The sequence below is a fragment of the Blautia sp. DFI.9.10 genome, assembly GCF_024461705.1.
Classification (GTDB): domain Bacteria; phylum Bacillota; class Clostridia; order Lachnospirales; family Lachnospiraceae; genus Blautia_A; species Blautia_A fusiformis.
The window spans coordinates 135,144-156,872 of sequence record NZ_JANGAA010000005.1; the positions used below are offsets into that span (position 1 = coordinate 135,144).

16 protein-coding genes and 3 pseudogenes are annotated in these 21,729 nt (G+C 43.9%); 4 read left to right on the plus strand and 15 right to left on the minus strand.

The features are described 5' to 3' along the window. Positions 1-180 precede the first annotated feature (180 nt). Positions 181-408: pseudogene (locus tag NE671_RS16165) on the plus strand (IS1634 family transposase); the annotation flags it as partial. 149 nt (positions 409-557) lie between these two features. On the opposite strand, the pseudogene NE671_RS05095 reads toward NE671_RS16165, so the two are convergent. The 8 genes and pseudogenes from NE671_RS05095 to NE671_RS05130 all read right to left on the minus strand — a co-directional run. Then, positions 558-1,886, minus strand: a pseudogene (locus NE671_RS05095) (IS1182 family transposase); the annotation flags it as partial. A 389-nt stretch (positions 1,887-2,275) separates the two neighbouring features. Further along, positions 2,276-3,451, minus strand: a complete 1,176-nt coding sequence (mmsB, locus tag NE671_RS05100) for a multiple monosaccharide ABC transporter permease (protein WP_092070224.1) — start codon at positions 3,449-3,451, stop codon at positions 2,276-2,278. A 4-nt stretch (positions 3,452-3,455) separates the two neighbouring features. Next, complete coding sequence (gene mmsA / locus NE671_RS05105) at positions 3,456-4,994, minus strand: multiple monosaccharide ABC transporter ATP-binding protein (RefSeq protein WP_044960730.1); 1,539 nt, start codon at positions 4,992-4,994, stop codon at positions 3,456-3,458. A gap of 85 nt (positions 4,995-5,079) precedes the next feature. Then, positions 5,080-6,108 carry a multiple monosaccharide ABC transporter substrate-binding protein gene (gene chvE, locus NE671_RS05110; protein WP_227588556.1) on the minus strand — a complete coding sequence of 343 codons (1,029 nt, stop codon included), beginning with the start codon at positions 6,106-6,108 and terminating at the stop codon, positions 5,080-5,082. Between the two features lie 308 nt (positions 6,109-6,416). Next, positions 6,417-7,496 carry a sugar ABC transporter substrate-binding protein gene (locus NE671_RS05115; protein WP_021650428.1) on the minus strand — a complete coding sequence of 360 codons (1,080 nt, stop codon included), beginning with the start codon at positions 7,494-7,496 and terminating at the stop codon, positions 6,417-6,419. A 5-nt stretch (positions 7,497-7,501) separates the two neighbouring features. Beyond that, complete coding sequence (locus NE671_RS05120; RefSeq protein ID WP_256163737.1) at positions 7,502-9,100, minus strand: response regulator transcription factor; 1,599 nt, start codon at positions 9,098-9,100, stop codon at positions 7,502-7,504. Then, positions 9,078-10,586 carry a sensor histidine kinase gene (locus tag NE671_RS05125; RefSeq protein ID WP_021650429.1) on the minus strand — a complete coding sequence of 503 codons (1,509 nt, stop codon included), beginning with the start codon at positions 10,584-10,586 and terminating at the stop codon, positions 9,078-9,080. The genes NE671_RS05120 and NE671_RS05125 overlap by 23 nt, the downstream gene beginning before the upstream one ends. Further along, on the minus strand, positions 10,564-11,592 hold the full coding sequence (locus NE671_RS05130; RefSeq protein ID WP_015526039.1) for a sugar ABC transporter substrate-binding protein: 1,029 nt from the start codon (positions 11,590-11,592) through the stop codon (positions 10,564-10,566). The genes NE671_RS05125 and NE671_RS05130 overlap by 23 nt, the downstream gene beginning before the upstream one ends. 141 nt (positions 11,593-11,733) lie before the next feature. Between NE671_RS05130 and NE671_RS05135 the strand changes: the two genes are divergently transcribed. Next, positions 11,734-12,318 carry a TetR/AcrR family transcriptional regulator gene (locus NE671_RS05135; RefSeq protein WP_173758656.1) on the plus strand — a complete coding sequence of 195 codons (585 nt, stop codon included), beginning with the start codon at positions 11,734-11,736 and terminating at the stop codon, positions 12,316-12,318. Between the two features lie 157 nt (positions 12,319-12,475). Continuing rightward, positions 12,476-14,440: an oleate hydratase gene (locus tag NE671_RS05140; RefSeq protein ID WP_256163738.1), complete on the plus strand. Its 1,965-nt coding sequence runs from the start codon at positions 12,476-12,478 to the stop codon at positions 14,438-14,440. 144 nt (positions 14,441-14,584) lie between these two features. Here the strand turns inward: NE671_RS05140 and larE are convergent, their stop codons facing one another. From larE to NE671_RS05155, 3 genes are all read right to left on the minus strand, one after another. After that, positions 14,585-15,412, minus strand: a complete 828-nt coding sequence (gene larE, locus NE671_RS05145; RefSeq protein WP_256163739.1) for an ATP-dependent sacrificial sulfur transferase LarE — start codon at positions 15,410-15,412, stop codon at positions 14,585-14,587. Between the two features lie 257 nt (positions 15,413-15,669). Further along, a complete protein-coding gene (locus tag NE671_RS05150; RefSeq protein ID WP_195656121.1) occupies positions 15,670-16,470 on the minus strand; it encodes an MBL fold metallo-hydrolase in 801 nt (266 codons plus the stop codon). Between the two features lie 96 nt (positions 16,471-16,566). Then, a complete protein-coding gene (locus NE671_RS05155; protein WP_195656122.1) occupies positions 16,567-17,289 on the minus strand; it encodes a fibronectin type III domain-containing protein in 723 nt (240 codons plus the stop codon). 230 nt (positions 17,290-17,519) lie between these two features. On the opposite strand from NE671_RS05155, the gene NE671_RS05160 reads away from it, so the two are divergent. Continuing rightward, entirely contained in the window at positions 17,520-18,047 is a 528-nt protein-coding gene (locus NE671_RS05160) for a flavodoxin family protein (RefSeq protein ID WP_110103299.1), read from the plus strand. Positions 18,048-18,049: 2 nt separating this feature from the next. On the opposite strand, the gene NE671_RS05165 is transcribed toward NE671_RS05160, so the two are convergent. The 4 genes and pseudogenes from NE671_RS05165 to NE671_RS05180 form a co-directional block, all read right to left on the minus strand. Beyond that, entirely contained in the window at positions 18,050-19,654 is a 1,605-nt protein-coding gene (locus NE671_RS05165; RefSeq protein ID WP_173741278.1) for a xylulokinase, read from the minus strand. 108 nt (positions 19,655-19,762) lie between these two features. Further along, positions 19,763-20,095, minus strand: a pseudogene (locus NE671_RS05170) (L-arabinose isomerase family protein); the annotation flags it as partial. Continuing rightward, positions 20,070-20,219 carry a substrate-binding domain-containing protein gene (locus tag NE671_RS16010; RefSeq protein ID WP_110103297.1) on the minus strand — a complete coding sequence of 50 codons (150 nt, stop codon included), beginning with the start codon at positions 20,217-20,219 and terminating at the stop codon, positions 20,070-20,072. The gene NE671_RS16010 and the pseudogene NE671_RS05170, both read right to left, overlap by 26 nt. A 152-nt stretch (positions 20,220-20,371) precedes the next feature. After that, positions 20,372-21,697: an alpha-glucosidase/alpha-galactosidase gene (locus NE671_RS05180; RefSeq protein ID WP_015526048.1), complete on the minus strand. Its 1,326-nt coding sequence runs from the start codon at positions 21,695-21,697 to the stop codon at positions 20,372-20,374. Positions 21,698-21,729 lie beyond the last annotated feature (32 nt).

A 21,729-nucleotide genomic window follows, 5' to 3' on the forward strand; every position in this document is an offset into this window, starting at 1 on the left:
AATTCAAAAAAGTACCGCAAAGCCTTGAAACAGGCTTATTTTTTTGTCAAATTTTTATTTTTATTATATAGTAATATTTAGTGATATGTACTATAACAGTGGAAGCGGTAATTATTGTGCGTATAACAACATCAAAATCAAAAAATTCCGAGTCCTTTTATATCACTCAGTCCTATACAAATCCGGTTATTAAACCGCGCTTTGAAAGGAACTTATACTACAGAACAATTGCTCCATATTTTAAAAGACATAAAATTTGCAGATGTAGAAGAACAGGGTTTCATGCCGGTATATGAACGTCAGAAAATCACTGACGATCTCCACGAAACCTGTGGATTCAGAACAGACTATCAATTCATAACAAAACGGAAAATGAAAGGAATTCAGAAAAAAAGTAAGCGGAGATAAAACATTACTATGTTTCGTGTATGCAGATAAAAGTGCCACACCCCTTGTATTTGAAGGGCACTGAAAAACTTCCATTTCTTCTTAAGTGGAAGTTTTTCTTTTATATTATTTTCAAATCTTTACTTAGGAAAATCATAAAAAGCTATGGTTTACTCCATAGCCAGCTCATCTAATCTTACTATTCGTTTTACATTTGCTGTAAATGCCGTAAAATACATTTGCAGATGCATAGCAAATAAACCTCTCGAATCTGCTTTACGCAAACCGTGAGCTTCCTTTAGTTCTCCATTCTTTTCTTCTATCCTGTGCCGAATCTTCATTCGCTCCTGAAAATATTCGCTTTCTTCAAATTTAAGCCTTTCAAGATTTTTCTCGCTTGCTTGCGTGATACTGTAGCTTCTTGTTTTAGCGTTTGATCTTCCTACACGGCATTTTTCTCTTTGGGGACATTTCCGACACGTTACTTTGCTAAATATATATCTTAAATAAGTATTCCCATTTTTTGCCGTTCTTTTTTCTACACGCGTGGAAAGCTCTCCGGCAGGACACTGCAGCATCCCAGCATCTTTATTAAAGCAGAAACCTTCCTCAAGGTTCCCGTTTGCTGCAGCAGCTACTGCTGTATTGGTTCTGGCAATCAATGTAATCTCTTTTCCGCAGACTTCCAGATTGTCATCACTGACATATGCCATATCGCCTATAACTTCTGTAACTTTTATTCCATTTTCCTTCGCGTTTTCTATCAGTTTTGGTAATTCCTGCCCATCTGGTGCTCCTCCATCTGTTACAGTGATCCCCGCAATGAGACGTTCTTCAGTCATCGCAAGATGATTCTTATATCCATAGAACGTACTGGTTGCCGTTTTATGTCCAAACCGTGCATCTTTATCATCTTTGGATCGGATCTCTTTGAGCCGCTCATCTTCTAGTAGTTCTTTCATTTCATGAGAAAGTTTCTGTATCTTTTTATTTCCACAGGATTTTATTCCTTCCTCCAGAACCTGGAGTAGTTCCCTAGTATAGGCAATTTCTTCATCCAGTCCTGCTTCCAAAGAGGGTTTCTCAGGAAATCGCTCTGATAATTCAAAAGCTGTTTTATAAACCTCTTTCCGAAGTTGTTTGCTCATATCCCGCAGAATCTGCGTTGGAGATTTTGCCCAGACAGAAGCAATTGTATGGGTGGAATCAACGATAATGGTTCCCGATTTGATCAGATTTTTATCCAAAGCCTGTTGAATGGTTTCTTTTAACATTTCTTCCAGAATATCTTCTGTAATACGAGTTTTTCTGAATTTTGTGAGAAGACTGGGATCTATCATTTTTGCTTCTGGTTCCAGGTCAAGGAAAAATTTATATGCCATGTCCGTCTGGGCGCTGCTAATCAGGGCTTCGTCAGAAAGATCGTACAGTTTTTTCAGGAAAAGCAGTTTAAACATCATTTCTGGTTCCTTTGCCGGGCGACCGAAATTTTCACAAAAAAGCCCAATTCTTTTTTAGAATCAGACTTTTTCAGTGCCCTTTTAAATATGGTTTTGATTTGGTTTTGTAGCATAAAAAAATCTCCTTGTAGTTGTATTTGCATCGTGCAGATGCTTCTTTAACTACAAGGGCCGCTCTCACTACTTCTAAAAACCAATCAGTAGTGAGAGCGGCCGCACATTTGAGTTGAAGTGTCAACCCCTATTTAGGGAAAAACTAAAAAAGAGGTTAGACCTCATGTATAAGATCTAACCTTGAAAATTAACTAAATGACATTGACCAGTGAACAGTAACAAAATAACCTTACATAAAACAACAGTATATACACCCAAAAACAGCAGGTTCCGGATCACTCCGAAAACCTGCTGTCCTGATTCGCTGACTATTATTATTTTACGATAAAAGATTTTCTCTTGCTGACAACATCGAAGATAACCGCTGCCAGAAGAACCATACCTTTAACAACCTTCTGGATATTCTGGTCAATACCCATGATACTCATACCAAGATTCAGAACACCCATCAGAAGTGCACCAATGATAACACCAGGAACTGTACCGGTACCACCATAAGCAGAAGCACCACCAATAAAACAAGCACCGATCGCATCCATCTCAAAGTTTGTACCAGCCTGCGGGTTGGAAGAATTCAATCTGGCCATTGTCACCATACCTGCGATAGCAGCCAGAAGACCCATGTTCAAGTAAGCAAGGAAATAAACTTTGTTCGTATCAATACCGGAAAGCTTTGTTGCCTTCTCATTACCACCAACTGCGTAGAAATAACGGCCTGTTGTAGTCTTGGAAGCAATGTATGTATAGATTGCGATGATCACTGCAACCCAGAGAAGAGAATTCGGGATACCTTTGTACTGAGCAAGTCTGAACATGAATGCAAGAACAACTACACAGATCAGAACCATCTTCACTGCAACACCACCGAAAGACTCAACACTGTAGCCTTTTTTTGCACGGTCTGCACGGTTTTTCATAACAAGTGCAACATAGACGATGCAGACAATAATGCCAACTACGAAACATGTTCTGTTAAATCCTTCACCTCCACCAAGGAAGTCCGGAATATAGTTATTGAACAGAGCCAGATAAGCATCCGGCATCGGGGCCAGGGTCTGTCCTTCCAGAACTACGTTGGAAAGGCCACGAAAAGCAAGCATACCTGCCAGAGTAACAATAAATGGAGGAATTCGTACATAAGCGATCCAGAATCCCTGCCATGCACCAATGGCAATACCCACAAGAAGCATCACGATCATAGTGAGATACGGGTTCATACTGTTGAGAACCATCATCTTACCACCGACAGCAGCAACAAAGCATACAACAGAACCAACTGACAGATCGATGTTACCACCTGTTAAAATACAGAACAGCATACCGGTTGCAAGAATAAATACATATGCATTCTGGGCTACCAGGTTATTTACATTCTGCGGAAGAAGCATAACGCCCTTTGTGTTCACAGAAAACATGATCACAACAAATACCAGAACAATGACCATGGTATATTTTTTTAATATTTCTGAAAAACTAATCTTTTTCTCCATCTTCTTACTCTCCTTTACCTGACTTCACGATCCTGGACATGATCAGCTCAGATGTAGCTTCCTCACCACTTACCTCTCCTACGAATCTGCCCTCGTTCATGATATAGATTCTGTCTGACATTCCAAGCACTTCCGGAAGCTCAGAAGAGATCATGATCACAGATTTTCCTGCTGCGACCAGGTCATTGATGATACAGTAGATTTCATATTTGGCTCCTACGTCAATACCTCTTGTAGGTTCATCCAAGATCAGAATATCCGGCTCTGCAAACATCCATTTTGCAAGAAGGACCTTCTGCTGATTACCACCGCTCAGGTTTCCGACATTCTGCTCAACTGTCGGACACTTGGTTTTCAGTTTCTTCCTGTATTCCTCAGCAACTGCGTATTCTTTATCCGTATCGATCACTTTTCCATTACTGATACCAGACATGTTTGCAAGCGTAGTGTTCATCTTTATGGACTTGGAAAGGATCAGCCCGTTTCCTTTTCGATCCTCTGTAACATAAGCAAGCTTGTTGTCGATGGCTTCCTGAACTGTATTCAGCTTCACTTCTTTTCCGTTCATGAACACCTGTCCAGAAATTTTAGTTCCATAGCTCTTGCCAAAAATACTCATAGCCAGTTCTGTACGTCCTGCTCCCATCAGTCCTGAAATACCGACAACCTCTCCTTTATGTACTTTAAAGGATACGTTATTTACCACCTTACGTTCTGTATACAGCGGATGATAAACATTCCAGTTTTTAATCTCCATGGAAACATCGCCGATCTTTACATTTGGACGTTTCGGGAACCGATCTGTCATCTCACGTCCAACCATTCCCTGAATGATCCTCTGCTCAGAAAAATCGTCTTTCTTTTTATCCAGTGTTTCAATGGTAGATCCATCTCGGATAACTGTGATCTTATCTGCTACATAGGAGATTTCATTTAATTTATGGGAAATGATGATAGAGGTCATTCCCTGCTTCTTGAATTTCAGAAGAAGATCCAGAAGAGCTTTGGAGTCATCTTCATTCAGTGATGCGGTAGGCTCATCCAGAATGAGCAGCTTTGCATTCTTTGCAAGTGCCTTTGCGATCTCAACCAACTGCTGCTTACCTACACCAATATCCTTGATCAAAGTTCTGGAGGATTCCTCCAGTCCTACTATTTTCAAATATTTATCTGCTTCTCCATAAGTTTCATTCCAGTTAATGGAAAAGCTTTTGCCTCTTTCATTACCCAGATACATGTTCTCCCCGATGGTCATGTACGGGATCAGAGCAAGTTCCTGGTGGATGATTACAATTCCTTTATGTTCACTGTCTTTGATAGTGTTAAACTTACAGATCTCACCATCATAAATAATATTTCCTTCATACGAACCGTACGGATAAATACCACTTAATACATTCATCAATGTAGATTTACCGGCACCGTTTTCACCTACCAGTGCGTGGATCTCGCCTTCCTCGACCTGGAGATTAACATTATCCAGTGCCTTTACACCTGGGAAAGTTTTGGTGATATTTTTCATTTCCAGAAGTATCTTAGCCAACTCAATTTCCCTCCCTTTCCACTGTTCATGCAGGCGGTTATATTCCCCGCCTGCATGTGATAAATTTCTTTCTTAAAAATTCTGATTATTTGATCTGATCCTCTGTGTAGTATCCGGAGTCGATCAGGATCTCTTTGTAGTTATCTGTTGTAACAACAACCGGATCGCAAAGGTATGTCGGGATGACACCGGTTCCGTTATCATAGGATTTTGTATCGTTCACTTCCGGCTCCTCACCTTTCATGATGGAGTCAACCATTTTTACTACTGCAGATGCAAGAGCTCTTGTATCTTTGAATACAGACATTGCCTGTTTTCCGGCTACAAGGTTCTTAACGTTTGGTGTGTCACAGTCCTGACCAGTAATGATCGGATATTCTCCTGTGTAGGAAGCTGCCAGTGCATTCTCAACACCAAGGGCTGTGGAATCGTTGGAGCAGAGAACTGCGTCAAGGTTTGTTCCGTCAGAGTAGTTACCTGCGATGATAGTATCCATTCTATCCTGTGCTTTTGCACTGTCCCAGTTAGCTGTAGCAACCTGCTCGAACTCTGTCTGACCGGATTTTACTACCAGCTTACCGTCATCGATGTATTTCTGGAGAACATCCATTGCACCACCGAAGAAGAAGTTACAGTTGTTATCGCCAGGATCTCCTGTGAACAGCTCAATATTGAATGGTCCGTCCTGATTGTCAAGATCCAGTGCATCTACCAGGTACTCGCCCTGTTTCTGACCTACTTTGTAGTTATCAAATGTTGCATAATAGGTTACTGCATCGGAATTCATAAGAAGACGGTCATAAGAGATAACCGGAATTCCTTTTTCTTTGGCCTGTTTCAGAGGCTCGCCAAGGCTGCTTCCATCGATGGATGCCACAACCAGAAGGTCACATCCGTTTGCTACCTGGTTCTCAAGCTGGGAAACCTGTGTGCTTACATCATTGGATGCATACTGAAGGTCTACCTCATATCCTGCTGCCTCCAGCTCTTTCTTCATGTTATCGCCATCCTGGTTCCATCTCTGGAGATCCTTGGTCGGCATGGTAACACCGATCAGTTTCTTGTCTGCTGCCTGTGCTGTTGCTGCCGGAACTACCACCATACCAGCTACCATTGTTGCGCAAAGAAGTGCAGATACCATTTTTCTTTTCATTGTAAAATCCTCCGTTTCATTATTTGTTTTTGGAATCACGTTTCCTTTGATGATGTTACTATAACACAGGACTGTCTGGACATAGTTGGCAAGGACAGAGACATTTTTTTGCAAAAGAAAAATGCCCTGCATCAGGCAAGACATTTTTGCACCAAAAATCTGCTATTGATTTTTGTCATAATTGTGTATTATTGCGCATATGGATACACTGCCACATTACTTGCAGAATTTCACTGCCACATATATGCCGGTATGCAATCTGTTCTGCATTACTCTGTATCGTAATCTATATTGAGATATACTTCATCTCGTCTGTGGAAACCGCCGTCAATGATCACCTCATCAATATTATCCCTTGTAACGGCAACCGGTTCCAGCACCTTCGCCGGGATATCATAGCTTCCATCGCTCATGGTATCTGTCACATCTGACGGAATCTTTCCCTCTTCTGCCATCTTCACCGCATATTCAGCTGCCTGGCGTGCCAGATCTTCGATAGATTTAAATGCTGTCATGTACTGGGTTCCTTCCACAATACGCTGACATGCAGCCAGATCACCATCCTGGCCTACCACGATCACCTGTCCGGCAAGCTGGTTTTCCGCAAGAATCTGTATCACCTGGCTGGCAATATCATCATTTCCGCACATGATTCCCTTTACATCAGGATACTCTTCCAGTGCTTCCTCCACATAATCTGCTGCCAGCTCTGCGATCCAGCCCTCACAGTTGGCTTCGTAAACTACCTTCAGATCACTGTTTTTCAGAGTGTCTTCAAATCCCTCTTTTACCATGTCCACATTGTTATCTGAAGCAGAGCCCTGGATCATAAAAATCTTTCCGCCATCAGGGATCGCTTCCATCATGGACTGTGCCATGATCTCTCCGACTTTCCGGTTATCAAAGGAAATATACATGTCTGTATCCGCATCATTTACCATGCGGTCATAGGAGATCACCCTGATTCCTGCATTGTGGGCACGCTCCACAGCCTCAGATAATGCTTTGCAGTCTCTGGCAATGATCACGATCACGTCCATATGCTTCTTGATAAAATAGTCAATCTGGCTGATCTGCTCTTTTGTATCTGCTCCCGCATCCTGAACATTCACTTCCGCTCCCAGCTCCCTTGCTGTTGCCACGAATACATCCCTGTCACGAATCCACCTCTCAATAACAAAAGAATCCACTGTAAGACCGATCTGAATTTTCTTTTCACCACTGTCTTCCTCTGTATCGTTTTCCTGTGCAGCTGTCTGCTTTGTTTTTTCGGAAGCGCAGCCATTCAGCATCAATGTCAACAGACACAGCAAGATCAACAGCTTCCTAATCATTTTCCCCCCGCTCATATTGTCTACCTCAACTTCTCTCTGAATTCACTTGGTGTCACGCCTTCGTATTTCTTGAATATCCTGCTGAAATAATTGGGGTCGTTGTATCCGGATTCCGCACAGATCTCCTTGATGGAAAGCCCTGAATCCTTGAGAAGTTCTCTTGCATTCCGAAGCCGCACTTCTGTAAGATACTCGATAAAATTTCCTCCGGTCTCCTGCTTAAAAAGCTTGCTGAAATAATAAGGGCTGATATCCACCTCCCGTGACACCTCATCCAGTGAAATATCTTTTTTGTAATTGTCCCGAATATAGGACTTTGCTTTTTCGATAATAGAAACCGCTTCTTTTTCCCTTGCACTTTCCATGTTACTGCAGATTTCTGATGTTTTGCCCAGGAACCATTTTTTCATTCCTTCTATATCTGTATATTCCTGGATCTCATGAATATAATTTCTGCGGCAGCTGATCGCATATTTCACGGTACCTGCAAAAAAGGCCTTTTTTTCCACTCCCATCACAAGCTCCAGGATCTTGATGCGCATGTCCTCCAGATCTACTCCCGGCTGCTTCTCCATCCACCGGATAAATTCCTCGGCACAGCTTAAAGCTCCTGCCACATCCTTATCCATCACCCGCTTTTCATAGCGACGTTCCAAATCTCTTGGATATTCGCCGTCATATTTCTGTGCAGCCGGAACATCCTCAATATGTATAACATGGCTGGTGCTTTCCCGAAGTGCGATCATGGCCTCCTTGAAGGATTCTTTCATGGTGCTTCCCATCTCCTTCACCCGGCCGATACCACAGCGAAATTTACTGTCGATCCTGCTTTCCAGCTTATGTACCATGTTTCTGGTTCTTGTTACAACCTCCACACGTTCCTCATAGGACTCCCTGGAATTACGGTATGGAACAAGCAGTACAATACGGTTTCCCATAATGGGTCCTACCAGACATTCAAAAAATCCCTGAGCGATTTCCCGGAATGTGGAATAAAATTTGTTTGCCTTCACACTGGCCCCCACCGCATTGGTAAGAACGCCATTTTCCGTGGAATCCCCGAATTCAGCCACGATCATATATCCATATTCTTCCCGGATATCCAGAAGCTCCCTGTAATTATCCTGATATGTCTGAAAATCATCCTGCAGAAGAATATTATTGATATATCCGCTCTCAATCATGGGCACAACTGTCTCCAGCTTTTCACGGATACGGAGATCATCGCTTCGCTTCTGTCTTGTAGAATCTACCTTTTCCATAGCTTTGGAGCATATTTCCAGAATCACCTTTTTGTTTACCGGCTTGGTAAGAAATTCCATAACTCCAAGATTTACCGCTTCCTTGGCATAATTAAATTTATCATAGGCTGTAATGATCACAAAGACCACAGATCTGTTAAATTTCTGAATTTCCCGGATTGCCTGGATTCCACTTAAGCCCGGCATCTGAATGTCCATAAAGCAGATATCCGGCGGATATTTCTCCGCCTCCTCCACAACCACACGGCCTGTCTTGGCTGTATGGATCTCACATTCATTTCCATAGTTGGAACTTATAATATTTTTCAGGGATTCCAGCATGATCCCCTCATCATCAGCAATCAGGATTCTGTACATTTTTTTCGCTCCTCTCCAGAGGAATATTGATCACTACCTCTGTTCCCATTCCTTCACCTTCACTGTATATTTCCATTAATCCGTCCCGCTCATAATACAGTTCCAGACGGCTGATCACATTATTCATTCCGATTCCCGTGGAATCACCCTCGCCTGAACTGCTGTGGACTTTTTTTGACAGTACTCTTTGTATCTGTTCTCCGGTCATGCCCAGTCCGTTATCCCGAACACTGATCTCAATATGGTCGTTCCATCTCTCCACACTGAGATCAATATGTCCTTCCCAATCTATATTCCGGATTCCATGATTGACTGCGTTTTCCACAACCGGCTGCAGGATCATACTGGGAACACGTACATTTTCCACATCACATTCCACTTTTTTTGAAAAATGGATGTCCCCGGCAAACCGTACATTCAGAATATAAATGTAATTGTCCACAGCCTCCAGTTCTTCCTCCAGTGTGGCATCTTCCTCACCCTTCTTTACATTGTAGCGAAAAAAATCTGCCATCTTTTCCACAAAGATACTGGTTTTTTCTGCATCCTCCATCATTGCAAGCTGTACTCCTGCATTCAGGGAATTAAAAAGGAAATGCGGATTAATCTGAGACTGGAGATACTTAAGCTGTGCCTCCTTGAGATGTGTTTCCATCAAAAGCTCCCTCTCTATCATCTGCTGTTCTTTTTCCATGCTGGCCTTTGTCCTGGCAATGTAAAGACCAAGATTATCCACCATGGTATTAAAGGCTCTTGTTACCGTTCCAAGCTCATCCCTGGAATCTGCTGGGGGCATCTTTACATTAAAATTCCCCTGACCTACCAGCTGTGCAGTTTCTGCCATATTAGTCAGCGGCAGGAACATCTCCCTTGTTGCCATGATCAGAAGGAACATTCCACAGATCACCACCAGAAGCATGATCATCATATTACTGATCTCCAGATATCTCATAACCGCCCGGAGAGCTGCATAAGTCTGGGAATTTTCTTTAAAAAGCTGCTTGTTCAGCTCATCCATAGAACTCTGGATATAACTGTAAAGCTCCAGACTTTCATCATATTCCTGCTTATATTTCTCCACATTCCTGCCTCTCTTGGCAGCTACAGTTCCTGCGGTACAGGAAAGATATGATTCCGACATCTTACGTATCTTCTTCTCCAGAAGTTTTACGGAATCATCAATATTCCGTTCATTTAACTTCTCCAGCTCCTGCCTGTATTTCGCCTCATTCTGATAATAATCCATCAGTGCCTGAGAGTTTTTTACCTTCAGATACTGGTACATACTGTCCTGCACATCGTCAAAAACCTGCCCAAGCTCTGTGATCTGGGCATTGCTGGCATACACATCATCCATCTCCTGCATGGAGTTGTTGATCCGCGCATAAAACAACATGTTGATGCTGAACAGTAAAACTGCCAGCACGCCAACCTCGATCATGATCTTGCTTACAAGAGAAAAGTCACTCCAACGGATCTTTTTCATCTGTGACTGCCTCCCTCCTCATCTTCTTCACTGCTGTTCTGTCAAGAAAATTAATGTCTACGTTGTAGAAAGAATTGGTTCTTCCATCTTCTATATAGCTGGTAACTGCCTCCACACTGTACTGTCCCAGCTGGGTCGTGTCCACATCACAGGTAACTGAAATAACACCTTTTTCAACTGCCGCCAGAATATCCTCAGATGTATAATAACCAATGATCTTCACTTTTCCTGCAAGGTTGAAATCCAGAATTGCCTGTCTTGCACACTCCGTTGTCTCCTCATCCATACACACAAGGATATCCGGAACATTCCGCTTCTGCTGAAAAATATCAGTAACTGCCTCCTCTGTTTCAAAGGTTCCTGTTGACAGAAGATTCCTTCCCTTGATCTCAATATCCTCAGACCCAGCTGCCATCTTCACCGCATTGCTGATCTGAGTGTATATCTGACTTTCGTTCATATCATCAATATCCCGTTTCTGCAGGATCAGGATCTTCTTCGTGTTCTCATCCACGTATTTGGCAACAATTTCCCCGTAAGCCATGCCAAGCTGATAATCGCTGACTCCCACAAAGCTCTGGCGGCGGCTGTGCACCGCATCACTCATGACTGTAACCACCGGTATTCCGTTTCTTACTGCAGTATTGATTGCTTCTTCCAGACCGGCTTCTCCATTATACTGCAGGATAATACCATCCGCCTTGGCCGCAATGCTCATATTCATATAATCAAGTTTATCATAGGATGTTCCTCTGTCCGGCCCCATGATCTCAAGCAGTACATTATTCTGAGCTGCTTTTTTCTTCGCACTGTCATATACTGCCTGCCAGAACTGGGAATCGGGGCTGTCCACGATCATGTCGTACTGGTATTTATATATTTTCTCTTCCTGTTTATCCAACCCTGCTTTTTCACTGATTCCTCTGTAATAGGATTCTCCTGTCACATAAGTAAGTACTATCACGGCAGCAAAGATCAGCAGGATACAAACTGATTTTTTCTTCATAGTACACTCCGTTCTGTTCCGCAAAATATTCCAGATCCAGTTTATCATAATTTCACAGAAAAGTCACTGTTTAACATGGATTTTCTGTGCACTTTCATGTTATATTAATAACTATAACCTTGCCAAAGGAGGCCGCAAGACATGACAAACGCAACCAAGCTTGCCCTGGAAGAATCCCTGAAACATCTGCTTCTTAAGAAGCCTTTAGATAAGATCACCATCAACGACCTGACTACGGACTGCGGGATCAGCCGCATGACTTTTTACTATCATTTCAAAGATATCTATGATCTTGTGGAGTGGTGCTGTCTGGAAGATGCCAGAATTGCCCTTCAGGGCAAAAAAACCTCTTCCACATGGCATGAAGGGCTTCTGCAGATCTTTGATGCCGTGATGGAAAACAAGCCGTTTATCTTAAATGTATACCGCTGCGTGGGGCGGGAACAGATCGAGAATTATCTGTTCCAGCTTACCTGCGATCTTCTTATGGGCGTGGTAACAGAAAAATCAAAAGATATCCCCATCACGAATGAACAGAAAATTTTTATCGCAGATCTGTATAAATACAGCTTTGTAGGGATCATGCTGGACTGGATCAAAAACGGCATGCGCGAAGATTATCGCGAAATCGCAGATGATACCGCAACCGCACTGTACGGAAGCATCGACAACGCCATCCGCAATTTTGCCGCCAGAAACAAAACAGCAGAAATGCATACAGAATAAAAACTTATCAAAACAGACATAATGATAAAAAACTGAACACTTTCGGTATTTTGTAAATAGATTCTTTTTTCCGGATGGGCTATCATAGCCTCAACAGCAACAAAGAACAGTTAATCCGATACAAACAGGTATCTCATTTACGAAAGGTGGATGTCATATGTCAGATAAAAAAGGATTCATGGGACTTGCAGCACTTGCGGCAGCCGGAGCAGGCGCAGCCATGCTGATGAAAAAAACAAGAGAGATCAACGAAGAGGAAACCCTCCATGTGAAAGAAACTACTGCAAACTACCGCAACACCGAGCGTGGAAAGCATGACAAAAACAGCAAAGGGATTTATTATTCCAACGGTAACTACGAAGCCTTTGCCCGTCCGGAAAAACCGGAAGGTGTGGACGACAAGCATGCCTACATTGTAGGAAGCGGTCTTGCTTCCCTGGCTGCTGCATGCTTCCTGGTAAGAGACGCACAGATGCCAGGTGATCATATCCACATCCTGGAAGCCATGGATATTGCCGGCGGTGCCTGCGATGGAATCTTTGATCCGTCCAGAGGCTATATCATGCGTGGCGGTCGTGAGATGGAAAACCATTTCGAGTGCCTGTGGGATCTTTTCCGCAGTATTCCTTCTCTTGAAAAACCGGGTGCTTCTGTTCTGGACGAATTCTACTGGCTGAACAAGCACGACCCGAACTATTCTCTCTGCCGTGCAACCGTCAACCGTGGACAGGATGCCCATACCGACGGAAAATTTAACCTGAGCCAGAAGGGCTGCATGGAGATCATGAAGCTGTTTATGACAAAGGATGAGGATCTTTACGATAAAACCATCGAAGATGTATTTGATGATGAAGTGTTTGATTCCACCTTCTGGCTGTACTGGAGGACCATGTTCGCATTTGAAAACTGGCACAGTGCTCTGGAGATGAAGCTTTACTTTCAGCGTTTTATCCACCACATTGCAGGTCTTCCGGATTTCAGCGCCCTGAAATTCACCAAGTACAACCAGTACGAATCCCTGATCCTTCCCATGAAAAAATATCTGGAGGATGCAGGTGTTGACTTCCAGTTTAATACTGAGGTCACAAACGTGATCTTTAATTTCAAGGATGGCAAAAAGATCGCCACTGCTATCGAGTGCAAGGTAAAAGATGTGGAGCAGGGCATCCTTCTTACAGAAAATGATTATGTTTTCGTCACTAACGGAAGCTGTACAGAGGGCACGATCTACGGCGACCAGAACCATGCACCAAACGGCGATGCAGAGGTCCGTACCAGTGGTGTATGGTCTCTGTGGAAAAATATCGCAGCTCAGGATCCTTCCTTCGGACATCCGGAAAAGTTCTGCTCAGACATTTCCAGAACAAACTGGGAATCCGCTACTGTCACCACTTTGGATGACCGTATTATCCCTTATATCACCAATATCAGCCAGCGTGACCCACGTACCGGCAAGGTTGTTACCGGTGGTATCGTAAGCTGCCAGGATTCCAAATGGCTCTTAAGCTGGACCATCAACCGTCAGGGACAGTTCAAGGATCAGGACCCGAAAAAGGTCTGTGTATGGGTTTACGGATTGTTCACAGATGTTCCCGGTGATTATATCAAGAAGCCGATGAAGGATTGTACCGGTAAGGAAATTACCGCCGAGTGGCTGTACCACCTGGGTGTTCCGGTAGATCAGATCGACGATATGGCAGAAAACAGCGCTGTCTGCGTTCCGACCATGATGCCGTACATCACCGCCTTCTTCATGCCGCGTACCAAAGGTGACCGCCCGGATGTTATCCCGGATGGCTGTGTAAACTTTGCATTCCTGGGCCAGTTCGCGGAAACTCCTCGTGATACCGTATTCACAACAGAATATTCCGTACGTACTGCAATGGAGGCTGTATACGGACTTTTCGGTGTAGACCGTGGGGTTCCGGAAGTATGGGGAAGCGTTTACGATATCCGTGAGCTTCTGGACAGCAGTGTGAAGCTGATGGACGGAAAATCCCCGCTGGAGATCCAGCTGCCAGGGCCGCTGAATGCACTGAAGAAACCACTTCTGAATGTTGTGAAGGGTACTGTGATTGAGAAAGTACTGCGGGATCATGATGTGCTGAAAGATTATATGTAAGATATACAGCCTGCCAGGCAGATATTCTCAATCCGAAAATTAAGATTTGAACACAGTAACGGGCCTCCGGTTCTATTCGTGCAGCAATCCCCCGGAAATACTTCTCGCGCGGTATTTCCGGGGGATTATTTTATTTTCTGATACTTATTTTCCCAGTGTTTCATTCATACTTCCGGAACGGAAGCCCTGAAGATCCAGAGTCACGTAAGAAAATCCCAATGTGCGGAATTTCTCTGTGATCTTTGTTCTTGTTTCATTATCTGCAATTTTCAGGATCTCTTCTTCCGGAACCTCGATCCTTGCCATGGTACCGTGGATGCGAACACGGAACTGATGGAATCCCAGATCCATCAGAAACTGCTCGGCCTGATCTACCATGTGAAGCTTCTCCTCGGTAATGGTCTCACCGTATACAAATCTGGAAGCAAGACAGGCAAAGGATGGCTTGTTCCAGGTTGGAAGATTCATGTCTTTTGACAGCTCCCGGATCTCTTCTTTATAGAGGCCTGCTTCCTGGAGCGGACTGCGGACCCCAAGCTCCTGGATAGCCCTTTTTCCCGGACGGTAGTCGCCCAGATCATCCATGTTGGAACCTTCCACGATCATGTTCATATGGCACGCCTTTGCAGCTTCCCAAAGTCTGGTAAAGATGGCTTTTTTGCAGATATAGCAGCGGTCCGGCGGATTCTGACGGAACCCCGGGATATCGAATTCGTTGATCTTGCATATCTCCTGGCAAATGTGATTTTCCTGGCAGAAATCTTGCGTTTCTTTCAGTTCTCTGTCGGTGAAGGAGCATGGACATGCGGTAATGGCCATAGCTTTGTCACCAAGTGTTTCCTGTGCAGCTTTCAGTAAAAATGTGGAGTCCACTCCACCGGAAAAAGCTACGGCTACACTTCCCAGGGAACGGAGGATTTCCTGGAGTTTTCTGTATTTTTTTTCAAGTGTGATGTTATCTGTTGCTGGCATATGTTCTGTCACCTCGTAATTTGTAAAATCTTATTTTTGCCGGATACGAATCTGTAATTTTCAGATCTGTTCTTATTGACATGCTCTTGCAATGCTATGTGTGTATTCTTTATTGTAAACGATACCTTTTTGCCATACAAGTATTTTTCTACCTGACAGAGGTACTATGAAATTTATTAGTATCCTCTCTGTTTCCAAACATAATAAGACCGGAAATACAGCATATGCCATACTTCCAGTCTTTCTTTTTACAGTTATTACATTTCGATCACATCAAGATCATCCGGAACAAACAGATTTCCGTGATAATACTCTCTGCCTTCTGCTCCGTAAAGCTCTTTACGTTTCTTAATATTCTTATCCTCTGTGTGATACAGGACAAGATTCTTAACTCCAAGGTTCTCAGCCAGCTCACTGGCATCCTTAACTGTGGAGTGATGCTTCTCATATGGATTGAAGATATCACGCTGTCCATACAGACAGAATGCTTCGTGGAACATCCAGTCGCTGCCTTTTGCGTATTTCTCTTCACATTCATTGTATGGCTCGTCTCCGCAGCAGGTAAGTACCTTACCACCGTCATAGATCATATGGAAACCGAACTGTTTCGCCTTGGTGGAACCGATATCAAAGAAGGTCACTTTTTTATTAAGGATGGTTCTCTCCTCGCCGTCTTTTACCTCAATGAGGTGGAGTCTGTCACCGATGTACTGAGTCTCTTTTTTATTAAGAAGCTTGAATGCCATGTCCTTCAGAAGTCCGATCACTTCGTCATGAGCGTAAATATTCGCCTCACCCTGGTAAGTACCTTTCTTCATGTTCTGACAGATGATACGGATCACCCACACGATTCCCATGATATGATCCACATGCTTATGTGTAACAAAGATCTCATGAACATCCATCAGATCAATGCCTGCTTTTTTCAGCTGGGAAAGCACGGTATTTCCGCCGCCTCCGTCAACCAGAAAATGTCCATACTCATCGCTGAGCACAAAGCAGGTATTGTAACACTCAGTTACCAGAGCATTTCCGGTTCCAAGCATGGTTAATTTCATTGTTTTTTCTCCTCCTGTATATGTACGGTTTCTCTTATTTTTTCTGTGTTTTTCGTGTCTCACGATATCATTACGGAGAATTATTTTCAATAAAATTTATTTTTTTCTCACGTATATTGCTTTCACATAAGAATTCATCCCAAAAACATATTCACCATCATCATATACGGTAAACGGGCAAACTTTTACATAATATCTTTTTCCTTTTGCCAGTTTGGTAAGGGTTTTGGTTCTTGTGGGAGAATATATTGTTTTTACGCCTTTGCGGAAGCGGTAATCCGTAGAATACTGAATTCTATATCCAATCGCATTGGATGCTGCTTTGCAGACAACCGTTGCCTGTCCGGCTTTTTTACTTTTAAGCGATGTAATACTTCCACGTGAAAGAGTGATCAACGGTTCTGCCTGGATTTTGAAATAGTATTCCCGGTCACTATAAACATTATCCCAGGCATATACCTCCAGATAATACGTACCTGCATTTAAAGTTTTGGATACCCTCGCACTACCTTTTCCAGTCGCATTATTCTGCTTGAATGTTACATTACCAGGCACCATAACTGCTTTACCTGAAGAATTATATATTGAAAACAATACTTCCCCATCTAATGTCGTCGCTTTTAATGAGACATGCGATTTCTGTTTAAGTACAAATTTGTAATATGCATTTGAATGATGTTTTCCCTTACTGGTTTCTCCCAGTCTGTAGTCTATAGATTCACTGTTCATAGAGGCCTGTACCGAAACTACACCAAATCCTATAATGCACATAGCCATGATCAGTAATGCCGCACTGATCTTTGTCAAATACTTTTTCATATCTGCTTCCTCCTTTTTTTGACCATTTCTGACATTTTTAGTCATCTATAAAATGATTATATTACCACGCTGATGCAAGTGTCAATATACGGTTATTTATTATATAATAACCAGCTTATACCCGAATTTTTTTATTCCTTTTATATTTTTGTGTTACAATATAGCCGAAGCAAATGCAGATTTTTTTCTGCATTTGCTTCGGCTATACATAATAAACGGAGGAATTCAAAATGAAGATCACAATCTTAAACGGCAGTCCACGCCACAACGGTAACACACAGATCATGGCAGATACTTTTTCAGAAACTGCCAGAGAAAACGGTCACACCGTAAATATCCTTAATATCGCAAATATGAACATCCGCGGATGTCTCGGATGCAAATACTGCTACTCCCACGGCGGAAAGTGCGTCCAGGATGACGATATGGAAAACGTTCTCGCAGAGCTTTCCGACACCGATATGGTTGTTTTTGCATCACCGGTCTACTGGTTCGATATGACCGCACAGCTTAAGACCGTTATTGACCGTCTGTACGCCTGCGGAAGCACAGGATTCCATTTTAACAAAACTGCACTTCTTCTTGACGCAGGCGCTGATCATGTTTTTGACGCGGCCATTGCACAGTACAAGGGAATGACCGCTTATCTCAAGTGGGAGGATAAAGGAATCATCACCGTCCCGAATATGCTGGATAAAGGCAGCATGAAAGCCTGTCCAAAGCTTGAAGATATCAGGAAGCTGGCAGCCAGCCTGTAAGCCTACCAGACCTCCGACTCTACAGCTGCACGCTCAATGCCAATGCCTTTCATATACCGGTCCATAAAAGCATTGAAGCCCTTCACGCCCTCTTCTTCCGGTGCGAGTGTGCTGCCTTCATTTCCCTTGAACACGTTTTCATCCAGGAAATCTGCAAGATCCTCGCCATCTTTTTTATTAACAAGATAGGAAGCCAGAAGTGCGATTCCCCAGGCTCCGCCTTCTCCTGCTGTAGACATTACGGATACCGGTGCATCTACCGCATCTGCAAGGATCTGCTGGCCGACACCCTTTGTCTTAAAGAGACCGCCGTGACCCAGAAGCTTATCGATCTTTACATGCTCCTGATTCAGAAGGATATCCAGACCTACACGCATGGCGCCGAGGCAGGTGTAAAGATTATTTCGCATAAAGTTTGCCAGTGTAAATTTGCTCTCAGGAGAACGTACAAACAGTGGACGTCCCTCTTCAAAGCCGGTCATATGCTCGCCGGAGAAATAGCAGTAGGAAAGAAGTCCGCCACAGTCCGGGTCGCCTTCCATGGCTTTGTTATAAAGAGTTCCGAACAGTTTGTTCATATCTACTTCCATGCCCATAGCTTCTGCAAATTCCTTAAACACATTTACCCATGCGTTCAGATCCGAAGTACAGTTGTTGGAATGTGCCATGGCAACCGGATCTCCTGCCGGAGTGGTAACCATGTCGATTTCTTTATACGGTTTGGAAAGTGCCTTCTCCAAGACGATCATGGCAAATACAGATGTTCCCGCAGAAACATTTCCGGTACGCCGACGGACACTGTTTGTGGCAACCATACCGGTTCCTGCGTCTCCCTCAGGCGGACACATCGGGATTCCAGCTTTCAGCTTTCCACTTACATCCAGAAGCTTTGCGCCTTCCTCAGTAAGAACTCCTGCATCCTGACCTGCCACCAGAGCTTTCGGCATAATATCGCGAAGCTTCCATGGGAAACCATAAGGCGCAACCAGTTCATCGAACTTCTGAACCATCTCCTCGTTATAGTCCTTCGTTTCACTGTCGATTGGGAACATACCTGCCGCATCACCGATACCAAGAACTCTTTTTCCGGTGAGTTTCCAGTGCACATAGGCTTCCAGAGTGGTGATATAATCGATATCTTTTACATGCTCCTCACCGTTAAGGATCGCCTGATACAGGTGTGCGATGCTCCATCTCTGAGGGATATTGTAATGGAAAAGCTCTGCCAGCTTCTCAGAGGCTTCTCCTGTGATGTTGTTTCTCCAGGTACGGAACGGGACCATCAGCTCTCCCTCTTTATTAAACGGCATATAGCCATGCATCATGGCACTGACACCAAACGCACCTACGCTTGTAAGCTCCACTCCATATTTTTTCTGAACATCTTCTGCCATATCCTGGTAACTGCCCTGGAGACCCTTCCAGATCTCCTCCAGGCTGTATGTCCAGATACCATCTACATACTGGTTCTCCCATTCATAGGCTCCGGATGCGATGGGCTGGTTCTTATCGTCCACCAGAACTGCCTTGATCCTTGTGGAACCAAACTCAATACCAAGAGCCGTACGATTCTCAAGAATTGCTGTTTTTGCCTCATTTACTCCCATTGTAAAAAACCTCCCGTATTATTTGCTGAAATACATGCTGTTCCATCTCAGCTCATTCTGCAGATTCCGGATCGTTGTATCGCCATCAATATAAACCGCTTCAATACCCATAGCTGCTGTTTTCCAGTCACCCTCGCCACCGAAGCCATAGCCTTTTTCCATCAGTCGCTGGATCGCAAGTCCCGGAAGCTGTTTCAGGGAGCCCAGATCACCAAAGTGTGTTACGATAGCCTGATAATTTTTCTCCTCGAGGAAGCGCTCAAAACCGATCTCGATCCCTGCCTGGACTGCTACATGCTTCTTAAATTCCTCAGGGTCACGTCCATCCAGAATCATATCGTATTTATTATAATATTCTTCTACCAGAACATCAATATCTCCCTGGCTTACATCCTGAACATATTCTGCGATCTCATTAACCGGATAAGCATCGATCTCCCAGTTTTTCCTGGGGATGGGTGATAGTGGTAATGCCCTGTCCCTGTCTTGCATATAGTGAATTATCATAGCCGGTTACCGCAACATCTTCCGGGATCTTTTTGCCCTGACGTTCCAGTTCTTCCATGACCTGGACAGCGATCTGTTGTTTTTATTATTTATCAAAAGTTCCATATAAAGAAAGGCCGGAACACCCTCCCCATTCTGGTGTTCCGGCCTTTATATGCCGCCTTGCATATTTATTTCAAAGTTTTTGCTGCCTTCCGATCATTTCCTGCCTTAGCGGTACATCTTCATATAATCCCCATGTGCCTCGATCAGCTCATCACACATTGCCTGGATGTCTTTGATGTTCAGCTCTGCACCTGTGTGCGGGTCCATCATGGCTGCCTGATAGATTTTCTGGCGGTCTTTGGTCACTGCTGCCTCAATAGCAAGGAGCTGCGGGCTGACATTGGATGAATTCATAGCTGCCAGCTGTGTAGGAAGCTTGCCCACTTTTACCGGATGTACACCGGTTCCGTCGATATAGCATGGAACCTCTACGCAAGCATCCGACGGAAGGTTATCGATATAACCGTTGTTAAGAACATTTCCACCGATCTTGTACGGTGTGTTTGTAACAACAGCCTCCATGATATAAGAAGCATACTCTTTACTTCTCTCATGGCCGATCTTGCCATCCTTGAGGATATCCTCGCGCTCTTTTTCCCAGCCCTCGATCTGTTTGATACATCTTCTCGGATATTCGTCAAGCGGAATATTGAACTCCTCGATCATCTCCGGATATTTGGATTTAATGAAGAACGGATTATACTCTGCATTGTGCTCACTGGACTCTGTGCAGTAGTATCCAAGATGACGGATGTACTCGTAACGTACCATATCCTCATGCTTCTCGCCGGAGGTATTCTTCTCCTCGGCGATTCTGCGGATCTCCGGGTACAGGTCGTTTCCGTCTTTGTCATGGATCTCAAGAAGCCATGCCATGTGGTTGATACCTGCGATCAGCTCGGTACGTCCCTCAAGCTTGTCTTCCATTCCCATTCCCTCAAGAAGTTTCTGGGAGCAAACCTGAACGCTGTGGCAGAGACCTACGGTGCGGATCTTTGTGAAACGCTGCATATAGCCGGTGAGCATTGCCATAGGGTTGGAGTAGTTCAGGAACAGAGTGTTCGGGCAGACCTCTTCCATATCCCGTGCGAACTCTTCCAGAACCGGAATGGTACGAAGTGCACGCATGATACCACCAATTCCCAGGGTATCTGCGATAGTCTGTTTGATGCCGTATTTCTTCGGGATTTCAAAGTCTGTTACTGTACATGGCTCATAGCCGCCTACCTGAATGGCATTGACTACGAAGTCTGCATCACGAAGTGCATCTTTACGGTTCTCAGCACCGAGATATGTTTTGATCACTGCGCGATCCTCATTTACGTTGTGGTTGATGGCACTTAAGATAATCCTGGAATCCTCCAGTCTCTTCTCGTCGATATCATAAAGTGCGATCTCGCTCTCGCGAAGTGCCGGTGTGCACATACAGTCGCCAAGTACATTTCTTGCGAAAACCGTGCTTCCAGCTCCCATGAATGTAATTTTGATCATGTTCGTTTCCTCCTGCTTTCTTTGTTGGATCT

Bases quoted from the DNA above. Each gene is read 5' to 3' on its own strand.
- mmsB (WP_092070224.1), bottom strand. From the start codon at position 3,451: ATGGAGAAAAAGATTAGTTTTTCAGAAATATTAAAAAAATATACCATG.
- chvE (WP_227588556.1), bottom strand. From the start codon at position 6,108: ATGGTAGCTGGTATGGTGGTAGTTCCGGCAGCAACAGCACAGGCAGCA.
- NE671_RS05115 (WP_021650428.1), bottom strand. From the start codon at position 7,496: ATGAGCGGGGGGAAAATGATTAGGAAGCTGTTGATCTTGCTGTGTCTG.
- NE671_RS05120 (WP_256163737.1), bottom strand. From the start codon at position 9,100: ATGTACAGAATCCTGATTGCTGATGATGAGGGGATCATGCTGGAATCC.
- NE671_RS05125 (WP_021650429.1), bottom strand. From the start codon at position 10,586: ATGAAAAAGATCCGTTGGAGTGACTTTTCTCTTGTAAGCAAGATCATG.
- NE671_RS05130 (WP_015526039.1), bottom strand. From the start codon at position 11,592: ATGAAGAAAAAATCAGTTTGTATCCTGCTGATCTTTGCTGCCGTGATA.
- NE671_RS05135 (WP_173758656.1), top strand. From the start codon at position 11,734: ATGACAAACGCAACCAAGCTTGCCCTGGAAGAATCCCTGAAACATCTG.
- NE671_RS05140 (WP_256163738.1), top strand. From the start codon at position 12,476: ATGTCAGATAAAAAAGGATTCATGGGACTTGCAGCACTTGCGGCAGCC.
- larE (WP_256163739.1), bottom strand. From the start codon at position 15,412: ATGCCAGCAACAGATAACATCACACTTGAAAAAAAATACAGAAAACTC.
- NE671_RS05150 (WP_195656121.1), bottom strand. From the start codon at position 16,470: ATGAAATTAACCATGCTTGGAACCGGAAATGCTCTGGTAACTGAGTGT.
- NE671_RS05155 (WP_195656122.1), bottom strand. From the start codon at position 17,289: ATGAAAAAGTATTTGACAAAGATCAGTGCGGCATTACTGATCATGGCT.
- NE671_RS05160 (WP_110103299.1), top strand. From the start codon at position 17,520: ATGAAGATCACAATCTTAAACGGCAGTCCACGCCACAACGGTAACACA.
- NE671_RS05165 (WP_173741278.1), bottom strand. From the start codon at position 19,654: ATGGGAGTAAATGAGGCAAAAACAGCAATTCTTGAGAATCGTACGGCT.
- NE671_RS16010 (WP_110103297.1), bottom strand. From the start codon at position 20,219: ATGGAAGAACTGGAACGTCAGGGCAAAAAGATCCCGGAAGATGTTGCG.
- NE671_RS05180 (WP_015526048.1), bottom strand. From the start codon at position 21,697: ATGATCAAAATTACATTCATGGGAGCTGGAAGCACGGTTTTCGCAAGA.